The sequence below is a fragment of the Thalassospira sp. UBA1131 genome, from assembly GCF_002311515.1.
Lineage (GTDB): Bacteria > Pseudomonadota > Alphaproteobacteria > Rhodospirillales > Thalassospiraceae > Thalassospira.
In genome coordinates this window covers 1-26,721 of record NZ_DCAO01000099.1, presented here as the reverse complement: position 1 = coordinate 26,721, position 26,721 = coordinate 1, and the positions used below count along the sequence as shown (strand labels likewise).

Annotated in this window: 25 protein-coding genes; 11 read left to right on the top strand and 14 right to left on the bottom strand. The window is 55.7% G+C overall.

What is annotated here, in order from left to right; genetic code table 11:
* The 3 genes from glnD to trpS all read left to right on the top strand — a co-directional run.
* Positions 1-1,384: [protein-PII] uridylyltransferase (gene glnD / locus B3Z49_RS15630; RefSeq protein ID WP_296992551.1), on the top strand; the 1,384-nt coding region annotated here is incomplete at its 5' end.
* 543 nt (positions 1,385-1,927) lie between these two features.
* Entirely contained in the window at positions 1,928-3,478 is a 1,551-nt protein-coding gene (murJ, locus tag B3Z49_RS15625) for a murein biosynthesis integral membrane protein MurJ (RefSeq protein ID WP_296992550.1), read from the top strand.
* Between the two features lie 161 nt (positions 3,479-3,639).
* Positions 3,640-4,641 carry a tryptophan--tRNA ligase gene (gene trpS / locus B3Z49_RS15620; protein WP_008888734.1) on the top strand — a complete coding sequence of 334 codons (1,002 nt, stop codon included), beginning with the start codon at positions 3,640-3,642 and terminating at the stop codon, positions 4,639-4,641.
* A gap of 92 nt (positions 4,642-4,733) precedes the next feature.
* Here trpS and B3Z49_RS15615 read toward each other — a convergent pair whose 3' ends face one another.
* From B3Z49_RS15615 to ribA, 3 genes are all read right to left on the bottom strand, one after another.
* On the bottom strand, positions 4,734-5,531 hold the full coding sequence (locus tag B3Z49_RS15615; protein ID WP_296992548.1) for a carbon-nitrogen hydrolase family protein: 798 nt from the start codon (positions 5,529-5,531) through the stop codon (positions 4,734-4,736).
* A gap of 73 nt (positions 5,532-5,604) precedes the next feature.
* The gene (locus B3Z49_RS15610) at positions 5,605-7,089 is read right to left on the bottom strand and encodes a hypothetical protein (protein ID WP_296992546.1); all 1,485 of its coding nucleotides are present in this window, start codon (positions 7,087-7,089) and stop codon (positions 5,605-5,607) included.
* A gap of 170 nt (positions 7,090-7,259) precedes the next feature.
* Positions 7,260-8,417 (bottom strand): GTP cyclohydrolase II, encoded by a 1,158-nt coding sequence (gene ribA, locus B3Z49_RS15605; RefSeq protein ID WP_296992544.1) that lies wholly within the window; start codon positions 8,415-8,417, stop codon positions 7,260-7,262.
* A 405-nt stretch (positions 8,418-8,822) separates the two neighbouring features.
* On the opposite strand from ribA, the gene B3Z49_RS15600 reads away from it, so the two are divergent.
* Positions 8,823-9,512 carry a response regulator transcription factor gene (locus tag B3Z49_RS15600; RefSeq protein ID WP_296992542.1) on the top strand — a complete coding sequence of 230 codons (690 nt, stop codon included), beginning with the start codon at positions 8,823-8,825 and terminating at the stop codon, positions 9,510-9,512.
* A 230-nt stretch (positions 9,513-9,742) separates the two neighbouring features.
* Here the strand turns inward: B3Z49_RS15600 and B3Z49_RS15595 are convergent, their stop codons facing one another.
* The gene (locus B3Z49_RS15595; protein WP_296992540.1) at positions 9,743-10,438 is read right to left on the bottom strand and encodes a YggS family pyridoxal phosphate-dependent enzyme; all 696 of its coding nucleotides are present in this window, start codon (positions 10,436-10,438) and stop codon (positions 9,743-9,745) included.
* A gap of 69 nt (positions 10,439-10,507) precedes the next feature.
* Here B3Z49_RS15595 and B3Z49_RS15590 point away from each other — a divergent pair, with 69 nt between their 5' ends.
* Complete coding sequence (locus B3Z49_RS15590) at positions 10,508-11,158, top strand: thiamine phosphate synthase (protein WP_296992538.1); 651 nt, start codon at positions 10,508-10,510, stop codon at positions 11,156-11,158.
* 18 nt (positions 11,159-11,176) lie between these two features.
* Positions 11,177-12,397: a glycosyltransferase family 9 protein gene (locus B3Z49_RS15585; RefSeq protein WP_296992535.1), complete on the top strand. Its 1,221-nt coding sequence runs from the start codon at positions 11,177-11,179 to the stop codon at positions 12,395-12,397.
* Positions 12,398-12,508: 111 nt separating this feature from the next.
* Here the strand turns inward: B3Z49_RS15585 and B3Z49_RS15580 are convergent, their stop codons facing one another.
* The 3 genes from B3Z49_RS15580 to B3Z49_RS15570 all read right to left on the bottom strand — a co-directional run bounded on the left by B3Z49_RS15580 (position 12,509) and on the right by B3Z49_RS15570 (position 15,138).
* Entirely contained in the window at positions 12,509-13,363 is an 855-nt protein-coding gene (locus B3Z49_RS15580) for a porin (RefSeq protein WP_296992555.1), read from the bottom strand.
* A complete protein-coding gene (locus B3Z49_RS15575; protein ID WP_296992533.1) occupies positions 13,345-13,578 on the bottom strand; it encodes a hypothetical protein in 234 nt (77 codons plus the stop codon). The genes B3Z49_RS15580 and B3Z49_RS15575 overlap by 19 nt, the downstream gene beginning before the upstream one ends.
* Before the next feature lie 492 nt (positions 13,579-14,070).
* Positions 14,071-15,138 (bottom strand): porin, encoded by a 1,068-nt coding sequence (locus B3Z49_RS15570; protein ID WP_296992531.1) that lies wholly within the window; start codon positions 15,136-15,138, stop codon positions 14,071-14,073.
* Between the two features lie 293 nt (positions 15,139-15,431).
* On the opposite strand from B3Z49_RS15570, the gene B3Z49_RS15565 reads away from it, so the two are divergent.
* The 4 genes from B3Z49_RS15565 to holA are packed head-to-tail and all read left to right on the top strand — an operon-like array spanning position 15,432 to position 18,216.
* On the top strand, positions 15,432-15,953 hold the full coding sequence (locus B3Z49_RS15565) for a DUF3576 domain-containing protein (RefSeq protein ID WP_349676395.1): 522 nt from the start codon (positions 15,432-15,434) through the stop codon (positions 15,951-15,953).
* Between the two features lie 5 nt (positions 15,954-15,958).
* Positions 15,959-16,621 carry a hypothetical protein gene (locus B3Z49_RS15560; protein ID WP_296992529.1) on the top strand — a complete coding sequence of 221 codons (663 nt, stop codon included), beginning with the start codon at positions 15,959-15,961 and terminating at the stop codon, positions 16,619-16,621.
* Positions 16,618-17,124, top strand: coding sequence for an LPS assembly lipoprotein LptE (locus tag B3Z49_RS15555; RefSeq protein WP_296992526.1), 507 nt, complete (start codon positions 16,618-16,620; stop codon positions 17,122-17,124). The genes B3Z49_RS15560 and B3Z49_RS15555 overlap by 4 nt, the downstream gene beginning before the upstream one ends.
* Positions 17,125-17,184: 60 nt before the next feature.
* Entirely contained in the window at positions 17,185-18,216 is a 1,032-nt protein-coding gene (gene holA / locus B3Z49_RS15550; RefSeq protein WP_296992525.1) for a DNA polymerase III subunit delta, read from the top strand.
* Positions 18,217-18,464: 248 nt separating this feature from the next.
* On the opposite strand, the gene B3Z49_RS15545 is transcribed toward holA, so the two are convergent.
* From B3Z49_RS15545 to B3Z49_RS15515, 7 genes are all read right to left on the bottom strand, one after another.
* A complete protein-coding gene (locus B3Z49_RS15545) occupies positions 18,465-19,697 on the bottom strand; it encodes a ParB/RepB/Spo0J family partition protein (protein WP_296992523.1) in 1,233 nt (410 codons plus the stop codon).
* The gene (locus B3Z49_RS15540) at positions 19,694-20,521 is read right to left on the bottom strand and encodes a ParA family protein (protein ID WP_008888748.1); all 828 of its coding nucleotides are present in this window, start codon (positions 20,519-20,521) and stop codon (positions 19,694-19,696) included. Before B3Z49_RS15540 ends, B3Z49_RS15545 begins: the two co-directional genes overlap by 4 nt.
* Positions 20,518-21,153: a 16S rRNA (guanine(527)-N(7))-methyltransferase RsmG gene (gene rsmG, locus B3Z49_RS15535; protein WP_296992520.1), complete on the bottom strand. Its 636-nt coding sequence runs from the start codon at positions 21,151-21,153 to the stop codon at positions 20,518-20,520. Before rsmG ends, B3Z49_RS15540 begins: the two co-directional genes overlap by 4 nt.
* A 438-nt stretch (positions 21,154-21,591) precedes the next feature.
* Positions 21,592-23,493: a tRNA uridine-5-carboxymethylaminomethyl(34) synthesis enzyme MnmG gene (mnmG, locus tag B3Z49_RS15530; protein ID WP_296992518.1), complete on the bottom strand. Its 1,902-nt coding sequence runs from the start codon at positions 23,491-23,493 to the stop codon at positions 21,592-21,594.
* 144 nt (positions 23,494-23,637) lie between these two features.
* Positions 23,638-25,011, bottom strand: a complete 1,374-nt coding sequence (mnmE, locus tag B3Z49_RS15525; protein WP_296992516.1) for a tRNA uridine-5-carboxymethylaminomethyl(34) synthesis GTPase MnmE — start codon at positions 25,009-25,011, stop codon at positions 23,638-23,640.
* 392 nt (positions 25,012-25,403) lie between these two features.
* Complete coding sequence (locus B3Z49_RS15520) at positions 25,404-25,727, bottom strand: (2Fe-2S) ferredoxin domain-containing protein (RefSeq protein ID WP_296992514.1); 324 nt, start codon at positions 25,725-25,727, stop codon at positions 25,404-25,406.
* Between the two features lie 14 nt (positions 25,728-25,741).
* The gene (locus B3Z49_RS15515; protein WP_063086305.1) at positions 25,742-26,002 is read right to left on the bottom strand and encodes a DUF6489 family protein; all 261 of its coding nucleotides are present in this window, start codon (positions 26,000-26,002) and stop codon (positions 25,742-25,744) included.
* A 351-nt stretch (positions 26,003-26,353) separates the two neighbouring features.
* Between B3Z49_RS15515 and B3Z49_RS15510 the strand changes: the two genes are divergently transcribed.
* Positions 26,354-26,721, top strand: a 368-nt coding sequence (locus B3Z49_RS15510; protein WP_296992512.1) for a thioredoxin domain-containing protein, incomplete at its 3' end; no start/stop codon positions are given.

The following is a 26,721-nucleotide window of genomic DNA, read 5'->3' as shown; positions in this document are numbered from 1 at the left end:
GACGCTCCGCAAGATGAACGAGGCCGGTGTACTGGGGCGCTTCATCCCCGATTTCGGCCGTGTCGTTGCCCAGATGCAGTACGACATGTACCACACCTATACGGTGGACGAGCATACCATCCGCGCCATCGGCGTTCTTAATCAGATCGAGTCCGGCGAACTTGCCGAAGACGCCCCGGTTGCCACCCGCATCATGGGTCAGGTGATTTCGCGCCGTGTGCTGTATGTCGCGGTATTGCTCCATGACATTGCCAAGGGCCGTGGCGGCGATCATTCCGAGCTCGGGGCCGAAGTCGCCGAAAAACTCTGTCCGCGGCTGGGTCTGTCCCCCGCCGATACCGAGGCGGTCGCATGGCTGGTCAAGGCGCATCTTTGGATGAGCCTGACCGCGTTCAAGCGTGATCTCAATGACCCCAGCACCATTCGCGCCTTCGCCGATCTGGTGCAATCGCAGGAACGCTTGCGCCTGTTGCTGTGCCTGACGGTGGCTGATATCCGCGCGGTGGGTCCCAATGTCTGGAACGGCTGGAAGGCGACCCTGCTGCGTGAACTTTACTATGCCACCGATGATATGCTGTCAGGCGGCCTTAATGCCGATAGCCGCGATTCGCGCGTCGAAAATGCGCAGAACGCGCTGCGCGAGGCGCTTAAGGACTGGCCCGAACAGGACATCGAGGACTTTATCGAACGCGGCTATCCGTCCTATTGGCTGAGCTTTGATACAGACATCCACGTCCATCACGCCCATCTGACCCGGGACGCCCGAAATTCCGGGGCCGAGATCACGGTGGATGTCCGCATCGATACCGAAATTGATGCCACCGAAATTACCGTCCACACCACGGACCATCCCGGCCTGTTTTCCCAGATTGCAGGCGCCATGGCGCTGTGTGGGGCCAACGTCGTCGACGCAAAGATCCTGACCCTTGCCGATGGCATGGCGCTTGATACCTTTTTCGTGCAGGACACCAATGGCGAGGCGTTTAACGACTCCACCAAACTTGATCGCCTGCGCGACACACTGGAAAAGGTCATTTCAGGGCAGATTCGCCCCAGTCAGGAAATCGAACGCCGCCAGACCAAGGACAACAAGCACCGCACCGCGGTCTTCAAAGTCGAACCGAATGTCATTATCGACAACAAGGCCAGCCGCACACATACGGTGATTGAAATCACCGCCCGTGATCGGCTGGGCCTGCTTTATGACATCACGCGTGCGCTGCGTGATCTTTCGATGCAGATTGCCTCTGCGCGCATTTCCACCTTTGGCGAACGCGCGGTTGACGTCTTCTATGTCAAGGATGTGTTCGGGCTCAAGATCGACAGCCGCACCAAGTTTGTCCAGGTCAAGGAAACCCTGACCCAGGCGATTCGCAACGACTAGCGCGTTTCACAATCGCCGCAAAACAAACAAACCGGATCGATCCAATACCCATGCGCTACCCTAGGCAACGCCACGGTATGGATCAGATCCGGATGTACCGGCCTATAGGGCCAGTAAACTGCTCGAATTATATTTCTTTGGAAATTGTGACGGACGAGGAAGGGTAAAACCAAACCCGACAGCGTGACCTGTTATTCACGGTGTCGAAATCCTCGGAGTGCAGCAGGTTGAGGTGGATACCGTATTTCCCCGCCCGTCCAATATGAGGCTCGCGTCCCAACGAACCCTCAGCGAATGTGAATATGCGGGTGTTGCAACTGTTTTTCTGTGACGGCTGTCACAGGGACCCCAAAAAAAATCACCTAATTCAATCACTTTCACAAAAATGCGATATACGCTGCGGTTTTAGGCCCCAAAAATTACGACTATTTTCACCTTCGACTGTCAGATTTCTGTGCATCAAACGTGAAAATACCGCAATCGCACGTCATCACCGGCAGAATCGCACCCGTTGGTGACGCTTAAATACGGAACGCTTAACGAATGTCGCTTGTCCGCTCTATCGCCACGGTGAGTGGCTTTACGCTGTTATCCCGCCTTCTGGGATTTTGCCGCGATATTCTGATTGCCGGGATGCTCGGTGCGGGCGGCATGGCCGATGCGTTCTTTGTGGCGTTCAAGTTTCCCAACCTGTTTCGTCGCCTGTTTGGCGAAGGCGCGTTTTCCGCAGCCTTCATCCCGCTTCTGGCTGGTGACATTGAAAAACGTGGTATGGACGCGGCTCGCGAATTTGCCGCGCGCGCGATGTCGATGCTGATCCTGATCACCGGTTTTCTGGTGGCGGTGATTGAAATCCTGATGCCCTGGGCGATGTATGTGTTTGCGCCGGGTTTTGCCGAAAATCCCGAAAAATTCGAACTTGCCGTCGAACTATCGCGCATCACGTTTCCCTATCTTGCGTTTATTTCGGCCGTCGCCCTGATGTCGGGCGTAATGAATACGCTTCATCGCTATGCCGCCGCCGCCGCCGCCCCGATTATTCTTAATATCTGCCTGATTGCGGCCTTGCTCGGCTTGGTACCGGTGACCGAAACCCCGGCCCACGCCCTTGCATGGGGGGTGGCGATTGCCGGTGTGGCGCAGTTCCTGATGTTGGTGATTGCGTGTAAGCGGGTCGGTTTTGCCATCAAGTGGCAGATGCCGCGTATTGATGACCGCATCAAGCTTTTGGGCAAACGCATGATCCCGGGCATGATTGGCGCCGGCGTCTATCAGATCAATCTTCTGATTGACACCATGCTGGCTTCCCTCGTCTCTGATGGCGCGGTCTCCTGGCTTTACTATGCCGATCGCGTGCAACAATTGCCGCTGGGTGTGATTGGCATTGCGATTGGCACCGCCCTTTTGCCAACATTGTCGCGCCAATTACAGGGTGATGATGCCAAAACCGCGATGTATAGCCAGAATCGCGGCATTGAAATCGCGCTTTTGCTCACCCTTCCGGCTGCCATTGCCCTTGGTGTCATGGGCCTGCCGGTGATCAATGTTCTGTTTGAACGCGGGGCATTTGGCGCGGAAGAAACCCTCATGACCGGCATGGCACTGACCGTGTTTGCCTTTGGCCTGCCGGCCTCGGTTCTGGTTAAGGTTCTCGCACCCGGTTTCTTTGCCCGCGAAGACACCAAAACACCGATCCGCATTGGCATATCCTGCATGGTGCTCAATATCATTCTGATCGTGGTGCTGATGCCATGGTTCGGGCATCTTGGCATTGCGGCGGCCACCTCTGTTTCGGTCTGGGTCAATGCGACCTCGCTTGGCTTTATTTTGCATCGGCGGGGCGATCTGACCTTTGATACCCGCCTGACCCGGCGCATCCCGCGCATCCTTGTCGCATCCGCGCTGATGGGATCGGCACTCTGGTTTGCGATCGATGCCTTCTGGCAAAATGACGCGCTTTCGATCACGCGGATCATCACCATGGCGGTGATTGTAACCGGTGGCATGGCGGTCTATGCGATTGCGGCCCAACTGCTTGGTGCGACCAGCTTTTCCGAGCTCAAGGCAACATTGAAACGCGGAAAACCTGCCTGATCTGAATATTTCCGGGCATTTCCCGAAAGCAGCTTGACCAAATCGGGCCAGACCCTAAACTCGCGCGCTGTTTGCTTGCATGCTCGTCCGCCGGCGGGTGTCCAAAACCTGGCGGAGTATGCAGGCCCTGTTAAACATAAATTGAAATGGACGACGACGTTATGGAACGTGTGTTTTCGGGCGCTCAGCCCACCGGTAACCTTCACCTTGGCAACTATCTTGGCGCGATCCGCAACTGGGTCGAATTGCAGAAGAAATATGAATGCATCTTCTGCGTGGTCGATATGCATGCCATCACGGTCTGGCAAGACCCCAAGGAACTGCGTTCCAACATTCGCGAACTGGCCGCCAGCATGATCGCTTCGGGCATTGATCCGGAAAATCAGGTGCTGTTTAACCAAAGCCAGGTTTCCGCCCATGCCGAACTGGCCTGGATCTTTAACTGTGTCGCGCGCATCGGCTGGATGAACCGCATGACCCAGTTCAAGGAAAAGGCGGGCAAGCATCGTGAAAACGCGTCGCTTGGTCTTTACGCTTATCCAAGCCTGATGGCGGCTGACATTCTGGCCTATAAGGCGACCCATGTGCCGGTCGGCGAAGACCAGAAACAGCATCTTGAACTGGCACGTGACATTGCGTTGAAATTCAACACCGATTACGAGGTCGAAGGCTTCTTCCCGCAGCCCGAACCGCTGATCCTCGGTCCGGCAACGCGTGTGATGTCGCTGCGTGACGGTTCAAAAAAGATGTCAAAGTCCGATGCGTCCGATATGTCACGCATCAATATGACCGACGATGCCGAGACGCTTGCCAAAAAAATCCGCAAGGCAAAAACCGATCCGGAACCGCTACCCTCCGAGGTCGCCGGTCTTGAAGGCCGCCCGGAAGCCAAGAACCTGATCACCATCTATGCCGCGCTGACCGACAGCACGGTCGATGCGGTTCTGGCAGAACATGGCGGCACCCAATTCTCTGGCTTCAAACAGGCACTTACCGACGTGGTTGTCGAAAATCTGGCACCGATCACCGAGGAAATGGCGCGCCTCAAAGCCGATCCGGCCTATATCGACTCTGTACTGGCCAAGGGTGCCGAGCGTGCCAACGCCATCGCCCAGCCGATCCTCAAAGAGGTCAAGGAAATCGTCGGTTTCCTGAACAGCTGATCGCACCAGACCATCTGAACATCAAAAAGCCCGCCTGGTTTGCACTGGCGGGCTTTTTGTTTTGATTTCGAAACGTGCCTTATCAGATAGCCTTAATGGCCTTGGTTCAAGATTTCCGCACGTACCTTTGCCCGCCAAGGACGTGCCTTTGACAGAGCAATTTCAAACTCCGGCGCGCTTTTGTCCAATTTGGTCAGGGCGAACCCCTCCTTGCCGTCAGAAGTACCGCGGGCCAACCACCGGCCATCAGGTCCGACAATCCCTGCGGGAATTGCCTGTGATTGGTCGGCGCAAACTGCTGACATCAACCACTGGCAATAGAACCCGGCTTGCGCCTGAAGTGCGATCTCAAAGAACGGCGAAAGTTCCGACGATGCATGGATAATTAAGTCTGTACCCAAACGCGCATATTCTGAAAAAATCTCGGGAAACTGGATTTCCAGACAAATTGCGCATCCAACACGCACACCATTCATATCAAAAACAATGGGCTCCTGCCCCGCTCGATACCAACCCTGACTTTCTCCATACGACAAGACACGCTTGTCATAATGGTTGATACGGTTGCCGTCGGGACCAAACACGATCAGGCTGTTGCGAGGCGGCAAAGCGGGCTCTTGATCTCGGGCATAACCAAGCACTGCATATACCTGCAAGTCTTGGCATGTTTGGGCAATCTTTAGAAGCTCCGCTTCTTGTTGTGCCCAATCGAAATCAGCCCAGATGTCTGGTTTGTCGAAATACCTTTTGGGATAACCGCTGAGCGCACCTTCACCGAAACAGATCAAGCTGGCACCTTGCCCCGCGGCGTCCGTCAACATGCGCCGAATGACTGCACCATTTGCGGAAATATCAGACGACAAAGTTGTTTGAGCAGCAGCAAGTAACATATGGGCAGCCTCGCAAGTGGCGGGTTCATACCCTCTGTTATATCGCTGACTCTCTCAAAACCGAAACCATCGATCAGATCGCATTTCCAGACGGTGAAGACTTCTGCTGCATCGCCTGATATTTCTTCAGACCATCCATCATTGCCTGGCTGAACCATGCACCCACCGGCGCATCGCCATTCAGGTTGTCAGATGCCTGCTGCAAAAGCGGATGATCAGCCGGCGCATCATCAGCCGGTGCACTGGCAGGAAGGGCCGATCCACCCTGATCTGCATTGGCGACATCGTATCCGTCATGGGCATTTGCCGGGCGATCATCGGCAACCGCGTTGCTGCTGGCGACGGCATCTGCCGCCATGGTTTGTGCCTTGTCACGCCCAAGGGCAGCGTTAAAGCGTGCTGCCATTTCGGCGGCCGACAGTGGGGTGCCATCTGGCGACGTGGTCTGGATGTCGCTGGCTTTGCGTTCTGCAGTCTCGGCCTTCACGGCATTCAGTTTGGCGTATTTGGCTTCGTGGGCGGCCATTTCAGCGGAAATGGCCATGCCGTTGGTCTGGCGGCTAAGCCGGCCGCTGCTGGCGGCACGCGCCCAGACGGTATTGGCATCACCGGTGCTGGTGACCGGGCGACGCGCGGTTTCGGTTGCCGTCGAATTGGATGCGACGGTCCGGTTGAAGGCAGACACCGGGTTCGCCGTTCCTGCCGATGCCATGGCAACGGCCAGTTCTGCCGGATCGTTTGAAGGCGGGACAGATGCCGAAGCAAGTTCTGCCTCAGGCTGTTTTGATGCTGCACTTTGCGCAGCTTGTGCAGCTGGCGAGGCATTCTGCGTGTTCTGAGCAACTTGCGCACCTTGTGCGCCCTGTGCCCAAGGCACATTCAAATCAGAGGCCCGAACGCCCGTGCTGCCGGTCGCAGTATTGGATGCCAGCATGGCCTGATCAACCGGGGCCGTTGGTGCGGACTGGACAATGGTGGCCTGTTCGGCCGGGCTAACAGATTGTGATTGCGGGCCGGTCATCCAGGGCAGAACCAGATCGCCCTGATAGGCGCCATTTTGCGCGACCGTGGTTGCCTGATTGGTGGGTGCGTTCGCATTGCCTGCATCGGCCACCGCCGTGCCATCATCAATGCCGCTGCCCCCAAACCCGTCTTCGACCATCGCCATGAAGTGGGTGCCGGTATCGTCGCCTGTGACCGCATCGACCACGGCGTCAATCGCCGCCCCGGCAAGGCCAAACACCCCGCCAAACAGACCACCACCCGCGACGCGGGCACCATTGCCGATCTCATCACCGGTGAGCGAGCGATAAATCATCCCGACACCGGGAATATGTTGCAAGGGATTGATCACATCGAGGAAATCGGTGAATTCAAAACCATCCTCGCCAAACATATATTGCGAGAATGTCCGGCCTTCGGCCGTGCCAGAAAGCTGGTCGGCAGCATTGGATTGGGCAAACTTGCCGTTTGCCGCCCCATTTGTGCCACCTGCACCGCCCGCGCCACCAGTTAGGCTACCGGGCGAAATTTGCCGCCAATTTTCACCAATCGACATGTCTGTCCTCCTCTTGCCATCTGTTTTGCAAAAGGAGTGCCAGTTTTAGTGCATGCTAACGCTTTGAATTATCGATATTTTCTTGGGAAAGAATTTCGCCGGACTTGCCTGTCGGAATCTTCTGCCGGGTAGCATCGGCATCTTCAAGGCCCGCAGCTTATCAGAGCGGCTTAGAATAAATGGCCTGCCCGGTCCTTCTTGGTCTGCAGATAAAACTCGTTATGACCATTGGACGGGAATTTATGCGGGACACGCTCGGAAACCGTGACACCCCAGCTTTCAAGACCGGTCAGCTTTTCGGGGTTATTGGTCAGCAAACGCACGCTTTCAAAGCCCATCTGACGCAGCATTTCGGCCGCCGGGCGATAAACGCGTTCATCGGCGTCAAAGCCAAGTTCCTCGTTGGCATCAAGGGTGTCAAACCCCCGATCCTGAAGCGCATAGGCGCGCAGCTTATTCACAAGCCCGATGCCACGCCCTTCCTGACGCAGATACAGCACAATGCCGCCCTGCCCGCTTTTGGCGATTTCCGAAATCGCACCACGCAGCTGCGGCCCGCAATCACAACGAAGCGACCCGATCAGATCGCCGGTAAAGCATTCCGAATGCAGCCGGATCAGCACCGGTTTGTCCTTGACCGGTTCATCAATCACAATCGCCAGATGTTCCTGCCCGCCATCTTCCGGGCGAAACGCAATGACGGTGACGTTTTCCGCATCTTCAAGCGGTACGCGCGCTTCGCTGACCTGGCGCAAGGATGCAGCCGAGGCATTCTCATAGCCATTGATGCTTTCAGACTGCAACACCAGCAAATTCTGCGCCCGCGCCAGCGTTTCAAGCTGATCGGCACTGACCGGCACGGTCACAACAGCGGGCAACAGGCGCGCAAGCTTTGCCAACCGGATGGCGGCATGTTCGGCCATGCTGATGGGGCGCCAGTCACCATCGGGAAGCGCATCCAGATCAAGCAACGGATTGGCAATTTCACCCAGACGATCAGCGTCCACGCCCGATTGCGTGGCACTAACAAAGGCAATGAACGGGTCATCTTTGCACGCTTGGCCAAGCGATTTGGCGCGCACACGCGGGATCACAATTGCTGGTGTTGTATCGTTTCCGGCGATGTCGCACAGACGTTCCAGACCATGCTGGGAAAGCGGCTCGGCCGCAATCACCGCCACACTGTGGGCTTCGCCATTGTCGTGCCCCTGAACCAGAACGATCTCGCCACGGCGCAAATCTGCCACAGCGCGGGAAACCGTCACCAGATCGGTCGCCGGGATCAGATTGCTGTCATTTTGGGCCGTCACGGCGGAGCTTTGGGTCATCGGCATCTTGTCTTTGTGATCACAACATCGCGATCTGGTGGCTATGGGGCTGGATAAAGACCCGGTTTAATTCATATAAGCGCATCAGGCGATGCGAACCTGCTTGGTCGGTGATGCGCAAAATCGCAGGAAGACGCACATCTTTCAAGATTTTACGACACGACTTCGCAGACAAATCGCCCCTACTACCTAATCCGGTTGGGCCGGGAGTTAAAGGACCAAACAGAAAACAGTTTGTTCTTGAAAATACAACTTAAGATGCTGATCCTATGGTTCGGCGCGGGATACTTAATGCATATATGGCGGGCCGGACCCGAAAGCGCCACAAAAACAAGCCGGTAAAATCAACATCAGGCGCAGACCCCGGATATGATGGCGGATCTGACAAGCAGCAAGGGATGGTGAATGTCGACAGGTAAACAGGTTCTGGTGGTTGAGGACGACGCAGCGCTCAGCCAGTCTTTGACGGAACAGCTCAGACTTCATGAAGATTTCGAATGCGTGGTTGCCAACAGCGGCAAGGAGGCACTCGATCTTGCCAAGGATTCCTATTTTGATGTTATCCTGCTTGATGTTGGTCTGCCCGATATGGATGGCCGCGATGTCTGCAAGCTGATGCGACGCGCCAATGTCAAATCGCCGATCATCATGCTCACCGGCGCCAATAGTGACTCTGACACCATTCTGGGTCTGGAATCGGGCGCCAATGACTATGTCACCAAGCCTTTCCGCCTCAATGTGCTTTTGGCCCGGATCCGCGCCCATATCCGCCAGCATGAACAAAGCGAAGATGCCGTCTTTATCATAGGCCCCTACAGCTTCCAGCCCAGTGCCAAGATCCTGATCGAAACCGCGACTGAGAAAAAAGTCCGCCTGACGGAAAAGGAAACCTCGATCCTGAAATTCCTCTTCCGCGCCGGCGACAAACCGGTCAGCCGCGAAACGCTGCTGGACGAAGTCTGGGGTTATAACGCCGGCGTCACCACCCATACGCTTGAAACCCACGTCTATCGCCTGCGTCAGAAAATCGAAAAAGATCCGTCAAACGCGGCCATCCTGATTACCGAACCGGGCGGCTACAAGCTAATTCCCTGATCAGACAATGGTTTTAGAACCCTCCAAAAGAAAATCCCGCTGATGCGGGATTTTTTTGTCACAGATGTCGGGTTGTGGCGTCTATGTTATCGCCTTGATTATCCACAGAACGGCCCAAATCATGAAATCGGGCGTTAAACACATAAAATCGACCTAAAATGCGGCCTTTTTTACCGTTTTTCGCCCCGAAAATCGATTTAGATACCGAGAAATAGGCCTTTTAAGGCCGATCAGTAACCCCGGGAGCCAAAAATAGCCGTTCCAACCCGCACATGAGTGGCGTCAAACCGGATTGCAGCCTCGTAATCGCCACTCATGCCCATGCTTTTGATTTTCAGGCCATGACGATCGGCAATCTTGCCAAGCAGGGTGAAATGCGGGGCCGGTTCCTCATCGACCGGGGGAATGCACATCAGGCCGATGATCGGCAGTTTAAGCTCTTCGCGGCACATCTTGATGAAATCATCGGCATCCTTTGGCGCGATGCCAGCCTTTTGTTCTTCCTCGCCAGTATTGATCTGAATGAACAGATCCGGACAGGCACCGGTTTTATCGCGATGTTTGGCCAATGCATTGGCCAGTTTCGGGCGATCCACCGTCTCGATCACATCAAACAGGGCAACCGCATCCTTGACCTTGTTGGTCTGAAGCGGCCCGATCAGATGCAGCTCGATATCGGGAAACTCGGCGCGCAGTCCCGGCCATTTCCCGGCGGCTTCCTGAACGCGGTTTTCACCAAACACCCGCCTGCCGTCGACAAGCGCCTTGCGCACATGATCGGCATCGTGGTTCTTGCTGACACAGACCAGCGTCACATCACCCGGATCACGATCGGCGGCTTCACATGCCGCATTGATATTGCTCTGGATTTCGGCAAGGTTGTCGGCAACGTCGGTTTTGCCAGATGACTGATCATGACTGCTCATGGAGGGTGGTCCTTCATCGGTAACGCATTCAGGAACGGCAGGTATAGCTGCCAAGTCGGGAGTGTATCAATGGATAAGACCCTGTTAAAGCAGGCACGCAGGCTCAATCGGCGCAATGGCGGCCCGAACTGCCTGATTCCGCCGATTGTGCTGATGACCGATGATCAAAGATTGCCCGATCCGGAACCCGCCCTCCGCGCCCTGCCAAGCGGCAGCATGGTCATTTTTCGCCATTACGATCATCCACAGCGCGCGAAACTCGGGGCAAAGCTGCGTGCGATCTGCCGCGCAAGGGGTATCCTCTTTCTGGTGGCAAATGACGTTGGGCTTGCACTCAGGCTCGATGCCGACGGCCTGCATTTCCCTGAATACCGTGCCCTGACCGATCCCGGTATTTATCAGCGAATTCCGGAACACTTTATGCGCACGTCAGCCTGCCACGCGCTGACAACGATCCAACGTATTGGTCTTATTCCGGAAGCAGCGCGTCCCGATGGTGTGCTGATATCCCCGATTTTCCCTACCCAAAGTCATCCGGGCGCAAATCCGATGTCACCTTCAGATATCCGCCAAATTTCAAGGATGTGCCACATGCTCGGCATCACACCGATTGGGCTGGGCGGCATTACTGCACAAACAATCAAAAACCTGCGGACTTCCGCACTTGCCTCCATCGCCGGGATCGGGTTTTCTGTTGCCAACACCCCGTCCACCCGTTGACCGGAGTTTTCCCGCAAAATGCCCCGGGCCCCGCACCCATCGCGCAAGACATTCACCCGCTTTGCATCCAAACAGCCGTTTCAGTTTGGTCTGCCCAACGTCAGTTCCGAACTTACCCAGAGCTCAGACAATAGCCCGATCTATTTCACGCGCGCGACATCCTTGCTGCGTCGTCAGGTTCTGGCGAACGTGCCCGGGGTCAAGATCAAGTCTGACAGCTATCGGTTTCAGGTTCTGCCACGGGATGGCTGGGGCGAACGGGATTTTTCCGGAAAATCAGTGCTGTTTCTGATCCCCGATGATGCGCTTGGCGACTGTGTCGGCATGGCGCTGTTTTTCCGCGCGCTCAAGCAACGGTTTGGCGATATCCGGATTGGCGTTCTTAACGCAGGCTGCGCATCGGACATCTTTGCGCTGGTGCAGGGAATAGAGATTTTTCAGCTGTTTATCTCAAGTGCACAGCTCAAACACTTCGATCACGTAATTGATCTTAGTGAAATGGAAGGCTGGCGCGATATCGCCACCATGCCGGTCAATCCGGAAGAGGCGCTTTGCGAGGCGTTCGGCATTCCTCCTGTACCGTTGGAAAAACGGCAGCTAACAACGGAAACAAGCCTTAAGGTCGGGATTGTCCCAATGGCATCCTCACCGCTGCGCACCCTGCCCCCCAAACTGGTCAGCGAAGTCACAAAGATGCTGACCAACCGAGATTGCGACATCACCATCGTGCTGAATGCCTATCAGGGCGTGATGAAAGCGTACAAGGCCGCACTTGGTCCCCCTGCGGGCAACTGCATTCGGGTTGTCGATGGCTTCAAGACGATTGGCGATCTGGTCTCGTTTGTCGGGCGGCAGGATTATCTTGTTGTTGCAGACAGCGGCCCCGCCCACATCTCCAAACTGTTCCAGACGCCGGGAATTGGCATTTACAGTTCCGCAGACGCCAAAACGCTGCAAGGCCGGCACACGAATTTACGCGCCTGGCAAAGTGACTTCTCGGGACCACATTGCAGCGCCCCCTGCGGGCTGGCAAAACTGCGCGCAACACCTGATGGCAAGATCGGCTGTATGGGTAGTCTTGGTCTACCCATCACGGCATTGCCAGACACACCGGAAAAAAGTGATCCCGACTTGGCCCGGGCATTGGTCACAAACAAACCCGTGCCCTGCGTTACCCGTTTGGAAGCGGATATTCCATCAATTTGCGACTTGATATCTCAAGACCTCGCCAAAGCGTGAACCCGCCGAAAGCGGAATCCGATCGCACTGGCCACATCGACAAAACCCAAACAAGCAAAAAGAAAGGGCGGCCGAAGCCACCCTTTCAAAGCCTTGCATAATTCCGAAGAATTAGAAGGTAAGCGCGATACCGGTAACAGCACCGTAACCGTCGTTGTCGTTGCCACCGTCGATTTCATCGTCGAACCAGAAGATCGACGAACGCCAAGCAACGCCTGCACCAAGGGTGTAAGACAGGCCGAGATCAACCGTGTTGATTTCACCAGAATCGCCAGCATCAGCACCTTTGGAATAGTCAGCATAACCGTAGGTCAGAGAAACAGCAGCTGCATCCATCGCATAGGAAACGCCAAGATCAAACTGATCAGTATCATCTGAATCTGCGGTACCACGTTCACCAACGCCATAATCGTCTTCGACGTGGGAGTAAGAACCACCGACGGTGAAGTTAGCGAAGCCAACATTCACACCACCGCCATAGACGTTACCTTCGCCGTAGTTTTCAGCAATCGCAGAAACACCCAAGGAAACGCCATTGAAGTCGCCAGAATATTCAACACCACCCGAAACGATGTTCAGGCCATCGCCGGAAGTGTCGTCATGCAGACCACCAATCGCACCATCGGTAACGTCACTGTCAAAGGAACCGTTACGACCACTGTCATCCGCATAGGAAACACCGAGGCGGAAACCACCGAGGCTCGGCGTATAGTAAGTAGCGCGGTTCTGGTCACCAGCAGTGGTGCTGGTATCGATCAGATAGTTTGCGTTGGTCCAGATGGTCAGGTCACCGTCGTTGATGCCGACCGGGCCAACAGACGGAGCTGCAAGCTGCATGGAGTCAGCCGCACTGTCGTTTTTACCAACTTCAAGACGACCGAAACCACCATTGATATAAAGGTACTGTTCGTCGATCTGATCGCTGGAAGTTTCACCCTCAAGTTCGACTACTGCACCAACTTCGATTCCGTTATCAAGCGTCGTTGAACCAGTGAAGTGAATCTCGGTGTTAGATGGAACGCGTTTTTACGACCACCAGCACCAGTATTATCTTCATCAGCGAAGCCAATCCACTGATTCATAAAACCGCCAACAGAAAGCTGGATCGGTTCGGAAGCCTGTGCAGAACCCGCCGCAGCAACAGCGACAATCGCGCTGGTCGCAAAAAGAATCTTTTTCATCATTACCCTCGAAGAAAAACGTTTCGGGATGACAGGATCAACACATGATCCCGCCGATCTCACGGGGATGATAAAGCCATCGTAATGACCATCGGTCAACGAAGATAAATGACCAGTGGTTATTTATGTCACGCAGCGTTGCACAATTGCCACATATTTTTCCTGGGCTGCTGGGAGGAAGCTCTTAGCGATCATCATGCTGGGAAAGCATATCTTCCATCCATATGTGACCATTGGTCATTTTTAGGTAATATTGTGATGCACGATTTCTGGTGATCGGTTTATCCATAGACCCCCGGATGTTCATGTTCTGCTGGCTATCTCTTCAAACGCAAAGTGATGTAGAGCAGCACAGAAACACAAATTTGCGATAGAGTTCAGACAACTATGCAACCAAAATGATGGGCATATCGAAACTGGCAGTTCGGCTGCAAACAAATAAAAAAGGGGTGGCCGAAGCCACCCCTTTCGTCTGTATCAAATTCCGAAGAATTAGAAGTCGAGACGCAGACCGGTAACAACACCGTATGCATCGGTGTCCGCGCCGCCCTGTACGTCGTTTTCGCCCCAGAAGATCGACGAACGCCAGGAAACACCTGCGCCAAGTGCATAACGAAGACCAAGGTCGATAGCCTGGGTTTCAACATCATTGGTGGGAGCTTCGTCATCCTGATATGCATAGGTCAGGGAGATGGAAGCTGCGTCCATTGCGTAAGCTACGCCGATGTCAAATGCATCAGTGTCGCCGCCACGGTCCGATGTCGCGCTATCGGAAATACCGTAGTCATCTTCGATGTGACCCCAAGAAGAACCAACGGTGAAAGCACCGAAGCCAACATTGGCACCGATACCGTACCAGTTACCTTCGCCCTGATTTTCACCTTCAGCCGACAGGCTAACGCTGATGCCATCGAAGTCGCCGCTATATGCGATAGCAGCAGAAACAATGTTCATGCCGTCGCCAGCAGAATCGCTCTGGTACCCACCAACGCTGGTCGTACCATTCGAGGTAGAGGTGGTGGCATCAAAAGTACCGTTGGTTTTGTTGCTGTCAGCATACGAAACACCAGCCTGGAAGCCACCAAAGGACGGAGTGAAGTAGGTTACACGGTTCTGGTCACCAGAGGACGGAACGGTGTCAATCAACGCAACGCCGTTAACCCAAGAGGTCATGTCACCGTCGTTTACACCAACCGGACCAACAGCAGGAGCGGTAATCGACATGGAGTCAGCAACAGAGTCGTTTTTACCAATTTCAAAACGACCGAATCCACCGCTGATATACAGGAACTGCTCGTCGATCTGGTCGGTTGAAGTTTCGGCTTCGAGTTCGATGTGCGCACCAACCTGGATACCGTTATCAAGGATGGTTTCGCCATCGAAGTAAACTTCAGAGTCAGACTGGAAAGCATTTTTTGCTTCGCCGGTGTCAGAATCAGCAATACCAGCCCACTGTTCCATGTAACCACCCAGCGACAGGGTGATCGGCTCTGAAGCCTGTGCGGCACCAGCGAAACCGAAAGCGGCAATCGCGCTACCAGCAAGAAGAATCTTTTTCATCTTTTCCCTCAACGTCTTTGCGTGCGTTTTACGCAACAAATATATTTGGACGGCTTTTGCCGCCCGGTTCGGAGATGATGGAGCCATTAAAGAGCAACGAAGTCAACAAGCGCTGTTGCAGAAAAAACACAAAGCCGATCGACTGTTGCAAAAAAAACACATTCGTTTCCTTTGCCCCGAAACGAATTGCCGCATATATTGCTGTTCAACTTGAATTATCAATTGTTAACCGGGGTCGAACAGACGTGCGTAATTCTGTATTGAAACTCTCAGCACTTTGCTCACTCGTCGCTTTGCTTGCCGGCTGTGCGGCTGGCAGCCAAACGGATTATGACAGCTATCCCGGCTCTGCCCCGGGCGATCAAAGGGTTGGAACCGAAGGACGTGCTGCGACAAAAGCAGACATGAAAGAACGCGGCAGTCTGTTCGGTGGAGATGGTCTGAATATCTTCGGCGGTGAAGAGAAGAAAGAAGGCTCCGGTTCCGGCATCGGCGTAAACAGTTTCCTGTGGCGCGCGACCCTCGATACCCTGTCCTTCATGCCCCTGAATTCGGCCGATCCGTTTGGCGGTGTCATCATCACCGACTGGTATACGCCGCCCGAGTCACCCGATGAGCGTTTCAAGCTGACCGCCTATATCCTCGGTACCGCGCTGCGCTCGGATGCTGTCAAGGTCTCCATCTTCCGTCAGGTCAATGTTGGGCCCAACCAGTGGCAGGATGCGGTTGTTGAAGCGGGCACCGTCACCTCGATGGAGGACGCCATCCTGACCCGCGCCCGTCAGCTGCGCATTGACAGTGCAAATTCTCAATAAGGCTAATGTCGCAAGGCACGCTTTATATATCGCCTGAATACAACCCCCATTCGCTGCAACGCGACTGGGGGTTTGTTGTATCGGCAGAACGAAGTGATGTTTTTGAGGTGATACCAGAGAGTCTTGCGACGATTCGTACTGCACTCTACTTCTCAGTTCTCAAGGCATCACCACCGGATTTTTCGCCATCCTCCTCACAGCGCAATCGTCCTAGCAAGGTCACAACTGACGAAACAGTGGGCAATGGCGCACAGCTCAATTATGAAGTCGGGTTCGATATCATGTCACTCGCTCTGTTGGCCGATGTGCCAGCCCACCGACCGTTGCACCTGACGCACAACAGCCTGATTGGTCATTGGCGTTGGTTACGCGACGTCTGGCGTGTGGGATCCTCGCGCCCACAGTTTACGGCAACCATGGACACCCGGAACGCGGTGACAGAGGCATTACGAAACGGCAAAAACAATCTTGCCGTTGCCGAATTGCGCAATCTGTTCAAAAAGGTGCAGCAGAATCCGGATAATGCCGGACTGTACATTTCTTTTCTGAACAGCCTATCTCTGTTTTGCCCTTTCATCGCAACCGAACTATTGTGGCGGCAGGGCCGGATTGAACAGGATCCAATCAGCCGGTCCCGGACCAATGATAAAGAAGGTATAGTTGAATGACATTGCGTGCGGTTTTTCCGATTCTCGCACTTGTGGCCCTGACAACGCTCAGCGCCTGCGGATTTCGCCCGCTCTATGCCACAGCGGGTGATGATTACAACACGGCAGCCAATATGGCCCAGGTGAAAGTCGCCCTGATCAATGACCGTGTCGGCCAACTGACCCGCAATGCCCTGCTTGAGACGCTAACCCCACGTGGTCAAAGTGCCAACCCGTTATATGATTTGAAGGTGACCTTGTCCGAATCGACGAATGAGCAAGGCTTTACCAAGGAAAACGAGGCAACGATTGCCGATTTCCTGATTAACGCACAATACGAACTGGTCCGCCGAACCGATACCAAGGTCCTGCGCAAAGGATCGGTTCGCGCCCGCACCAGCTACAACATCGTCGATTCGGAATTTGCCAGCATCGAGGCCAAAAATGCTGCGCGCAGAGATGCCGCCCGGAACCTCGCCCAGCAACTGGCCAACCAGATCGCGATTGGCCTGCGGTCGCAATAACGTCGTTCCCCGAACCTTTCAAACCTCACGCCCACTCCCCAACGAACCACAAGGCGCATCATGAAGCTCAAGGCAGCACAGGTTGAAAACTTCTTGCGCGCCCCGGATGCGAAGGCGCAGCTGGTCCTGATTTATGGCGAGGACGAAGGTCTTGTGCGTGAACGTGCGACCAAACTGGCCAAAACCGTTGTCGAGGACCTCAAGGATCCCTTCCGCGTGATCGAGCTTGGAAGCGCCCAACTCAAGGAAGACCCCAGCCGCCTGCGCGACGAGGCCGCCGCCATGAGCTTTGGTGGCGGACGCCGTGTGATCCGACTCCGCGATGTCGGTGATGCGCAGGCTCCTGTCATTGCCGATTTCCTCGGCGATCCGGCCGGCGATGCCCTGATTGTGATTGAGGCCGGAAGCCTTCCGACTCGCTCCAAACTGCGTCAGGCAGTCGAAAAAGCCGGCAATGGCATGGCGCTGCCCTGCTATGCCGATGGCGCACGCGACATCGAAAGCCTGATCCAGTCGATCATGGAAGAACACAAACTGCGCATTGACCGAGATGCCACCAGCTATCTGGTCGCCAATCTCGGCTCGGACCGCATGATTTCACGAAGCGAGCTTGAAAAACTCGCCCTCTATGCGCTCAAGGACGGTCAGGTCACGCTGGCAGACGCCATGGCCTGCGTTGGCGACAGTTCCGCCCGCCACTATGACGATGTCATTCAGGCCGTCTCACAGGGCAATGTCGTCAATCTTGATGCCGCTCTGACCCGCCTGGTCGAAGAAGGCCTCAACCCGGTCGGTGCGCTGCGCATGATGATCAGCTATTTTCAGAAGCTTCATCTGGTCAAGGGACAGGTGTCCCAGGGTGCCAGCGCCGATCAGGCGATGAAGTCGCTCCGCCCGCCGCTGTTTTTCAAGGCCGCCGATCAGTTTCGCGCCAATCTGAATTACTGGGCGGTCAATAACCTGCAGCGTGCCTTGCAAATCCTGCTGGAAGCCGAAAAGGACTGCAAAAGCGGCCTGGCCATCCCCGAAACCATTGCGCACCGCGCCATGATCAAGGTCGCGGTTGCCCGCCAGAAACAGGTCAGACGCTAACCGCTAACCCGACTCGCCAGTCTTCAGCGCCATCGCGGTAACCAAGGTCTATGCCATATATACCCGACCCGACTGGAATGCGTCCAAAACGCAAAAACGCGGTCCGGGATATAAGCCCCGCACCGCGTTAAATATCTAAAGGATACGCTTCACCTCGACCGATCCCCGGCGGGATTTGGCTTCTTCTTCTTTAAGCTTCTTAAGCTGATCGATCTTGTCGCGATCAAGATCCTTCATGCTGGTTTTGGTTACGGCTTTTTTCCCGTGCCATCTGCAACCTCCTCCAGCACATCCTCGTCGACTTCTTCCTGCGCGATCGGCATATCGCCCTCGGGCTCATCGTCGATCATCAGGCTGTCGTCATCAACCCCATCAAGATCACGGCCGCCATCAACCGCATCGGCAATCGATTCGAGCTCGCTGGTCAGCGCATCCTCGTCTTCGTTTTCCGCGTCATCAACCAATTCGGCTTCAAACTCGTCATCTTCGATAAACATCGAATCGAACTCGTTCTCATCCGGGCCGGGCGCAGCATCAGCATCGGCATCATCAGAAATGTCGGCGACCTTGCCATGCGTCAGGCGCTGCAGGATGTCATCAAGCTGCTCCAGCGTTTCATAACGGATGGAGATTTTGCCCGCCGATCCGTCAAAGTCAATATTGACCGCCAACCCCAACATATTGCTAAGGTCACGCTCCAGAGACACCGTATCTGGGTCTTTTTCGATCGAAGACCGGCCCGATGATTTCTTCGGACGCGCGGACTTGCCGCCATCGGTCTTGACCAGTTTCTCTGCCTGACGGACATTCAGGCCTTTCTTGACGATCTGGGCCGCAAGCTCGACGGCATTATCCGCCCCAAGCAATGCACGGGCATGGCCGGAGCTCAGAACCTTGTCTGAGAGCATCTGCTTGATCGGGGCTGGCAGGCCCAGCAAACGCAGGCTGTTGGCAATGTGGCTGCGGCTTTTGCCCAGTGCCTGGCCAAGTGCTTCCTGCGTGTGGGAGAACTCGCTCATCAGGCGGTTATAGCCCTCCGCCTCTTCCAGCGGCGACAGATCCTGACGCTGCAGGTTTTCAATCAGGGCAATTTCGGCGGTTTCGCGATCATCAAACTCGCGTACCAGAACCGGCACTTCATGAAGCTGTGCCCGCTGGGCCGCTCGCCAGCGGCGTTCACCGGCGATGATTTCATATTTGGTTTCACCCGTCGAAGAGGCACGCACCAGAATCGGCTGAATGATGCCCTTTTGGCGGATCGAGGCCGCCAGATCATCAATCGCGTCATCATCAAAATTGCTGCGCGGCTGAAACGGTGACGGTTTCAGATCGGTAATCGCAATATGTTGCGTCGTCCCGCCCGGTCCCGGATGGGCCGCCTCGGCGCTATCGCCGCTGGCGGCAACAGCAACTTCTTCGTCCTCTTCACCCAGAAGTGCAGACAGTCCCCTGCCCAACCCGCGTTTTTTTGCTTCGCTCATGCTTTCACCCCTTCGCGTTTCAGGACTTCGCTCGCAAGATTCAGATAGGCCCGTGAACCCGGGCACTTCATGTCATAGACCAGCACCGGTGTTCCGTGGCTGGGGGCTTCGGAAACGCGAACATTGCGCGGAATCACCGTGCGATAAACCACATCCCCGAAATAATCGCGCACATCATTGGCGACCTGGGCCGACAGGTTGTTACGCTTGTCATACATGGTCAGCACAATGCCCTGGATTTCAAGGTTCGGATTGAACGCCTTCTTGACCCGCTTGATGGTGCGGACCAGATGGCTGACCCCCTCAAGGGCAAAGAATTCACATTGCAACGGCACCAGAACAGCGTCGGATGCTACCAGCGCATTCAGGGTCAAAAGACCCAGCGACGGCGGGCAATCGATCAGGACGTAATCAACATCGTGCGGCAATTTGCCAAGCGATTCCTTAAGCTGCATCTCGCGGCGGTCGAAATCGACCAGCTCGATCTCCGCCCCCGACAGATCCATGCCCGATGGCACGATGCTGAGCCGCGGGATCGAGGTTTCCTTGCGTGCCTCTTCCAAGGTATTGCCGTTGATCAGCACGTCATAGGAACTGATTTCGCGGTCGGACGGACGCAGGCCCAAGCCGGTGCTGGCGTTGCCCTGCGGGTCAAGATCGACAATCAGAACCCGCTGGTTCACCGCGGCCAGTGCGGTTGCCAGGTTGATCGTCGTCGTGGTCTTGCCCACACCGCCTTTCTGGTTGGCCACGGCGATGATGCGCGGACGATGCGCGGCACCATCAGATTTCGTCGAAAGCGGCAAATCAATAACATCCGTCACCGGCCCACTCCTTTTAAGATCATCACGACACCGTCCGGATCGACCAGGCTGGCATGCGTGGTTACATCAAATGTCCAACCGGCGTCACGTGCGTCCGCCAGCTCATCCTCAAAGGCACGTCCCTTCAGCAGCACATAATGGCCACCGTCTTTCAAATGGCGCTGCCCCAATTCAAGCAGCTTCGGCAAAGGCGCAAAGGCGCGCGCCGTAATCACATCGGCCTGCCGAGGGGCAGCCGCCTCGATCCGTTCGCGGGCAATTTCGGTCTTATCCAGTACACAGCAAACCCGGGCGGCTTCCATCAGGAAGACCGTCTTTTTGGTGTTGGACTCCATCAAGGTGACGTTATTGGCACCAAGGATCGCCAGAACGATGCCCGGAAACCCTGCGCCCGATCCAAAATCAACGATTTTGCCGGTCGTGGCGATGTCCTGAACATAGGGCCAAAGCTGCGCAGAATCCTGCAAATGACGTCCCCAAACGTCTTCGGCCGTGCTGGCGCCAACGATATTAATCCGTGGCTGCCACTTCACGACAAGGTCTGCATACTGGCTGAGGCGATCCAATGTTTCACGTGAAACATTCAAATCCTGCTCAAACCATGTTTTTACGGGTGTGGAAATTGTCTGCATATTTGAGTTATAGGCCGAGCCCAAAAAACACACCAGTCTTGATTTTCGTCCTTTTGTGTTTTTGGCCGCGTCGGATGCGATAAAATCGGAATAAAACACATCGAATGTTTCACGTGAAACATTCCCGCATCCAAAATGCATCATTCCAGACCCAAAACACCGCACACTCGGTGAAGTTTGACTGCCCACCGACACCGCGGAGGCGACTCCGCCACCCTACCCAACCAAAATCCCCTGCGACTCGGCAGAAATCGGTAATGGCCAACCACAACCCCACATGACCCGGCTGTCTCCTCCGCCTGCCCTTACATCCGACGCGCCAGCCAAAACAAAACGCCCGGCCAGTGAATTTGGCCGGGCGTTGTAATGTGGATCAGAAGCGTCCCGTTCGGGCACCTTATATATAGCCTGTATATAGTCTGTGTGGACGAAGACCGATCAGGCGGTCTTGCTGACGGCGGCCGTCTGGTGCTTGTGGCTTTTGATATGTCCCAGAAGTGCCGTCACCGCCGCCGGGGTCACACCCGGAATGCGCGACGCGGCACCGATGGTCTCCGGCTGGATTTCTTTCAGCTTCAACCGGATCTCTGCCGACAGTCCGCCGACCTTATCGAAATCAAGCCCACGCGGCAGACGCAATTCCTCGTCCCGGCGGAAGGCCGCGATGTCGGCTGCCTGGCGGTCGAGATACCCTTTATACTGGGCATCAATCGACACCTGTTCCTTGATCGCCGGATCAAGTGCGCCCAGCTGTGGCCAAACTTTGGTCAGGGTATCGAAATCAATATCGGGATAGGCCAGCAGGTCATAGGCCGACCGGCGCACACCATCCTGATTGATCTTGATATCAAACTTGGCCAAACCATTCGGGGTTTCGGTCAGCTCGGATACTTCGGTCTTGGCGGCGTTCAGTGCTGATTTCTTGGCACCCCATGCCTGTTCACGGGTCGAAGCGATGCAGCCAATATCAAGACCGCGATCGGTCAGACGCTGATCGGCGTTATCAGCGCGGAGCATCAGGCGATATTCAGCGCGCGAGGTGAACATGCGATACGGCTCGCGCGTGCCAAGGGTCACGAGATCATCGATCATCACACCGATATAGGCATCGGCGCGATCGAGAACGAATTCGCGCTCAGCACCACCGGCAATCAGGGCCGCATTGACACCAGCAATCAACCCCTGCCCGGCGGCTTCTTCGTAGCCGGTCGTGCCATTGATCTGACCGGCAAAGAATAGCGCCGCGACCTTTTTGGTTTCCAGCGTATGGCGCAACTCACGCGGATCAACGAAGTCATATTCCACCGCATAACCCGGACGGAAGATCTCGACCTTTTCCAGCCCCGGAATGGTCGCCAGCATGGCAAGCTGGACATCCTCTGGCAGCGAGGTCGAAATGCCGTTCGGATAGATGGTCGGATCGTCGAGCCCTTCGGGTTCGAGGAAAATCTGATGCTGATTTTTCTCGGCGAAGCGGACGACCTTGTCTTCGATGGACGGGCAATAGCGCGGGCCGCTGCTTTTGATTTTGCCGCTATACATCGGTGCACGGTCGAGATTGGCACGAATGATTTCGTGGGTCGCCTCAGTCGTCCAGGTCATATGACACGGGATCTGCGGCACGGTAATTTCGCGGGTCAGGAACGAAAAAGGCTCTGGCGGGTTATCGCCCGGCTGTTCCTGCAGGCTGGTCCAGTCGATGGTCCGGCCATCAAGGCGGGCCGGGGTTCCGGTTTTCAATCGTCCTAATCGGAAATCATATTTTGCCAGCGTGTCAGAAAGTCCCCTTGCCGGGGCATCGCCCATGCGACCGGCCGGTTCGGATTTCTCGCCAATATGGATCAAACCATTGAGGAACGTACCGGTGGTCAGCACCACCGCCCCGGCCAGGTATTCGGACCCATCACCGGTGACAACACCCTTAACGCGGTTTTGGTCATCAATGATCAGGTCCTCGACACCGCCTTCAAGAATGGTGAGGTTTTCCTGTTCAGCGAGGATATCCTGCACCGCCTGACGATACAGCTTGCGGTCGGCCTGCGCACGCGGGCCGCGCACGGCTGGGCCCTTGGAACGATTGAGCATCCGGAACTGGATGCCCGCACGGTCAATCGCGCGGCCCATCACACCGTCAAGCGCATCAACTTCGCGCACCATATGCCCCTTGCCCAAACCACCGATGGCCGGGTTGCATGACATTTCCCCGATGCGATCCGCACGGTGCGTGACCAATGCCGTGGATGCGCCCATGCGCGCAGCGGCAGCGGCGGCTTCACATCCGGCATGGCCACCGCCGACCACGATGACGTCAAAGCGGTTATTTGGCACGTTCTGTGACATCGACTTCCTCACTCAATCCCCGCGACTTATCACGCGGCGGGCGTGAACCTTGTTTGGTTCGAATAGGTGTATATGGTCAACCTTGTGACGAATGTTTCACGTGAAACATTCTCGGGAGACAAGTCTAACGACTCTTCCCTAACTCTATTTGCCGATACAGAAATCCCCGAAGATAATATCGAGCAAATCTTCCACATCGACACGTCCGGTAATCTTGCCGATTTCGCGGACAGCAAGGCGTACATCCTCGGCCGCCAGTTCTGCGATATCGGTCTGCAATCCGCGATCCAGATGATCGCTGGCACTTTCAAGTGCCCGCCGATGGCGCAGCCGTGTCAGCGGCACGGGCCCGGCAAAATCGAGCCCCTCTTTTACGCGAGTCTCCAGCAGTTGCAAGAGGCTTTCCATCCCCTGCCCGGTCATGGCCGATATGGGTAAAACGGGAAGCTCCAGCGCCCGACCATCGACCGACGTTCCCTGCCAGCTTGCCGGAATGGCGCTGCTGTCGGTCGCATCGACCTTGTTGATCAGGATCAGCGTCTTGTCATCGATCAGACGCGCAGCCTCCGGATCAATCTTCGGCCAGTCGCTGCGATCAATCACCACCAGGCGCAAATCGGCATTTTCGGCCCGCTCCGTCGCCCGGCGCACGCCTTCGGATTCAATCACATCCCCGCTTTCGCGCAGACCCGCCGTATCGACCATGGTCACCGGGAAGCCGCCCAGATCGAGATGAACCTCGATCATGTCGCGCGTCGTCCCCGCGATCTCGGAAACGATGGCGGCATCACGCTGGGCCAGCCGGTTGAGCAAACTTGACTTACCGGCATTCGGCGCACCAAGGATAACGATCTGAAACCCTTCGCGCAGGCGCTCACCCCGGCGGTTATCGGCCAGATGGCGTTTGACCTCGTCATTCACCGCGCGCAAATCGCCATGCACCACCGGCACGATGCCATCGGGCAAATCTTCGTCAGGGAAATCAATATCGGCCTCGATATGCGCCAGCGCCTTCATCAGGCGCGCACGCCAGCCTTCATAAAGCGTCCCCAACTCGCCTGCCATCTGGCGCACCGCCTGACGGCGCTGGGCGGCGGTTTCGGCGTCAATCAGATCGGCGATCCCCTCGGCCGAGGTCAGATCCATCTTGCCGTTTTCAAACGCCCGCCTTGTGTATTCGCCGGGGTCGGCCACGCGCAATCCGTCCTGACGTGACAGGCAATCCAGCACCCCTTCGATCACTGCGCGCCCACCATGGACATGCAGTTCAACCACGTCTTCACCGGTAAAGCTTGCCGGGCCTTCGAAATAGATCGCCACCGCATCATCAAGCCGCTCATTGCTTTGCGGATCGCGGATCGGCGCATAGATCGCATGGCGCGGTTTGGGCATGATATCGCGGCCCAATAACGCACACAGCACAGCCCCGGAACGTGGGCCGGATAATCGGATCACGGCAACACCGGCACGCCCCGCACCGGAGGACAGGGCAAAAATGGTTTCTCGGCTGGCAATCATGGCGGATCCGTCAGTTCTCAATGTGTGCTGTTGCGTGGCAGAGGAGGATATCGTCCAGACAGGCGCAAAGGTCAACATATGGCAGAAAATAACCAACAGGGGTTTAATGACCTTTGTGTTGGTTGAGCGGATCTTGGGGTGCGCGTTGGCAACTGCCCTCGCCCCTTCATGGACCCCCGCCTGCGCGGGGGTGACAGTTTGGGCTGCCAGGGGTTGTTCCCTTGTCCTGTCACCTCGATGGAGGCACCTGGACGCCATCAGACTTGGAGAGAGCGACAATCCCCAAAAGACCCGTCATTCCCGCGCAGGCGGGCATCTGCTGCCACCGCACAAAAAACCGGCCACACATATATTGCGGGCCGGTTTGATGGCTCAAGATCATGCATGGGCACTTATTGATCGGGGCTGAGCCGCAACCGTTCGACCACCTGTCCGCCGATCAGATGATCATTGAGGATCTGATCGATGTCTTCAATCGTCTCGTAGCGATACCAGGTACCTTCGGGATAGACCACCATCACCGGGCCGAGTTCGCAGCGATCGAGGCATCCGGCGGTGTTGATCCGGGTCTGCGACAGGCCAAGTTCCTTGGCGCGCACCTTCATGTAATTGCGAAGTTTGGTCGCGCCCTTGGAATTGCAGCAACCGCGTTCATGGCCGGCCGGGCGTTCGTTCTGGCACACGAAGACATGTGCCTGATAGTAGTGTTCACGCATGATATCGGGTCTGCCTAGCCTTTGTCCTTGTCACCGGCACCGCCGGTACCCGCATTGAACTGGCCCCAGAAGGCTTTCTGAAGCTGTTCCCAGTTCTGAATGCCCTGCGGCAGCCAGGTATTGAGCATGGTTTCCGGATCCATCGCCGCCAGATTGGCTTTCATGCGGTCTTCGATATCTTGCATCATCGCCTTTTGCATCGGCTGAACATCAGGAAGACCAAAGAAGGTCCGTGCCTCTTCCGGCGTGCAATCAATGTTCACGGTTACTTTCATCGCCCTGGTCTCCTGATCTGTTTTGTTTTTTGGTCTCTGTCACTTTACGTGATTTGCGTGACTGGCTGTTTGCATGGCTGGCCCATTATCCCCACCAGAACCGCCTTCGCAATCACAATAACGCCAAGCTGCCCCTACCATATGGGAAGCAAGCGGATGCGGCGACCGCAACTTTCACAATATTGCGATAAAAGATTTCGGCCATTTGCCTTTATGAATGAGGCCATAACCCTTAGAATCACGCAAACAGCCTTATAAAGCATTGCCAGCACTGATGACTGGCGCGTGATTGCAGATCGCGCTACCGCAAACGATAAAGCCATCGGCTTAATGGATGGCACAGGACACAAAATGGAACTCGCACGCAATAATCTTGGTTCGGAAACCAGCCCCTATCTTGTTCAGCATCGCGACAACCCGGTGCATTGGCAGCCCTGGAGTACCGAAATTCTCGCCAAAGCCAAGGAATTGAACAAGCCGATCCTGCTGTCGGTCGGGTATGCGGCGTGCCACTGGTGCCATGTCATGGCGCATGAAAGCTTTGAGGATGACGGTATTGCGGCCCTGATGAACGAGCTTTTTATCAATATCAAGCTCGACCGCGAAGAACGCCCGGACCTTGATGCGCTTTATCAGAATGCGCTGGCCCTTCTGGGCCAACAGGGCGGCTGGCCACTGACCATGTTTTTGACCCCGGATGGCGAGCCGTTCTGGGGCGG

Excerpts from the sequence above, each read along its gene's own strand:
- rsmG (WP_296992520.1), bottom strand. The coding sequence starts at position 21,153 with ATGCAGACAATTTCCACACCCGTAAAAACATGGTTTGAGCAGGATTTG.
- B3Z49_RS15570 (WP_296992531.1), bottom strand. The coding sequence starts at position 15,138 with ATGAAAAAGATTCTTCTTGCTGGTAGCGCGATTGCCGCTTTCGGTTTC.
- B3Z49_RS15520 (WP_296992514.1), bottom strand. The coding sequence starts at position 25,727 with ATGCGTGAACACTACTATCAGGCACATGTCTTCGTGTGCCAGAACGAA.
- B3Z49_RS15595 (WP_296992540.1), bottom strand. The coding sequence starts at position 10,438 with ATGAGCAGTCATGATCAGTCATCTGGCAAAACCGACGTTGCCGACAAC.
- B3Z49_RS15555 (WP_296992526.1), top strand. The coding sequence starts at position 16,618 with ATGACATTGCGTGCGGTTTTTCCGATTCTCGCACTTGTGGCCCTGACA.
- B3Z49_RS15560 (WP_296992529.1), top strand. The coding sequence starts at position 15,959 with ATGTCGCAAGGCACGCTTTATATATCGCCTGAATACAACCCCCATTCG.
- ribA (WP_296992544.1), bottom strand. The coding sequence starts at position 8,417 with ATGACCCAAAGCTCCGCCGTGACGGCCCAAAATGACAGCAATCTGATC.
- B3Z49_RS15515 (WP_063086305.1), bottom strand. The coding sequence starts at position 26,002 with ATGAAAGTAACCGTGAACATTGATTGCACGCCGGAAGAGGCACGGACC.
- murJ (WP_296992550.1), top strand. The coding sequence starts at position 1,928 with ATGTCGCTTGTCCGCTCTATCGCCACGGTGAGTGGCTTTACGCTGTTA.
- B3Z49_RS15585 (WP_296992535.1), top strand. The coding sequence starts at position 11,177 with ATGCCCCGGGCCCCGCACCCATCGCGCAAGACATTCACCCGCTTTGCA.
- B3Z49_RS15545 (WP_296992523.1), bottom strand. The coding sequence starts at position 19,697 with ATGAGCGAAGCAAAAAAACGCGGGTTGGGCAGGGGACTGTCTGCACTT.
- mnmE (WP_296992516.1), bottom strand. The coding sequence starts at position 25,011 with ATGATTGCCAGCCGAGAAACCATTTTTGCCCTGTCCTCCGGTGCGGGG.
- B3Z49_RS15590 (WP_296992538.1), top strand. The coding sequence starts at position 10,508 with ATGGATAAGACCCTGTTAAAGCAGGCACGCAGGCTCAATCGGCGCAAT.
- B3Z49_RS15610 (WP_296992546.1), bottom strand. The coding sequence starts at position 7,089 with ATGTCGATTGGTGAAAATTGGCGGCAAATTTCGCCCGGTAGCCTAACT.
- trpS (WP_008888734.1), top strand. The coding sequence starts at position 3,640 with ATGGAACGTGTGTTTTCGGGCGCTCAGCCCACCGGTAACCTTCACCTT.
- holA (WP_296992525.1), top strand. The coding sequence starts at position 17,185 with ATGAAGCTCAAGGCAGCACAGGTTGAAAACTTCTTGCGCGCCCCGGAT.
- B3Z49_RS15600 (WP_296992542.1), top strand. The coding sequence starts at position 8,823 with ATGTCGACAGGTAAACAGGTTCTGGTGGTTGAGGACGACGCAGCGCTC.
- B3Z49_RS15615 (WP_296992548.1), bottom strand. The coding sequence starts at position 5,531 with ATGTTACTTGCTGCTGCTCAAACAACTTTGTCGTCTGATATTTCCGCA.
- B3Z49_RS15575 (WP_296992533.1), bottom strand. The coding sequence starts at position 13,578 with ATGAAAAAGATTCTTTTTGCGACCAGCGCGATTGTCGCTGTTGCTGCG.
- mnmG (WP_296992518.1), bottom strand. The coding sequence starts at position 23,493 with ATGTCACAGAACGTGCCAAATAACCGCTTTGACGTCATCGTGGTCGGC.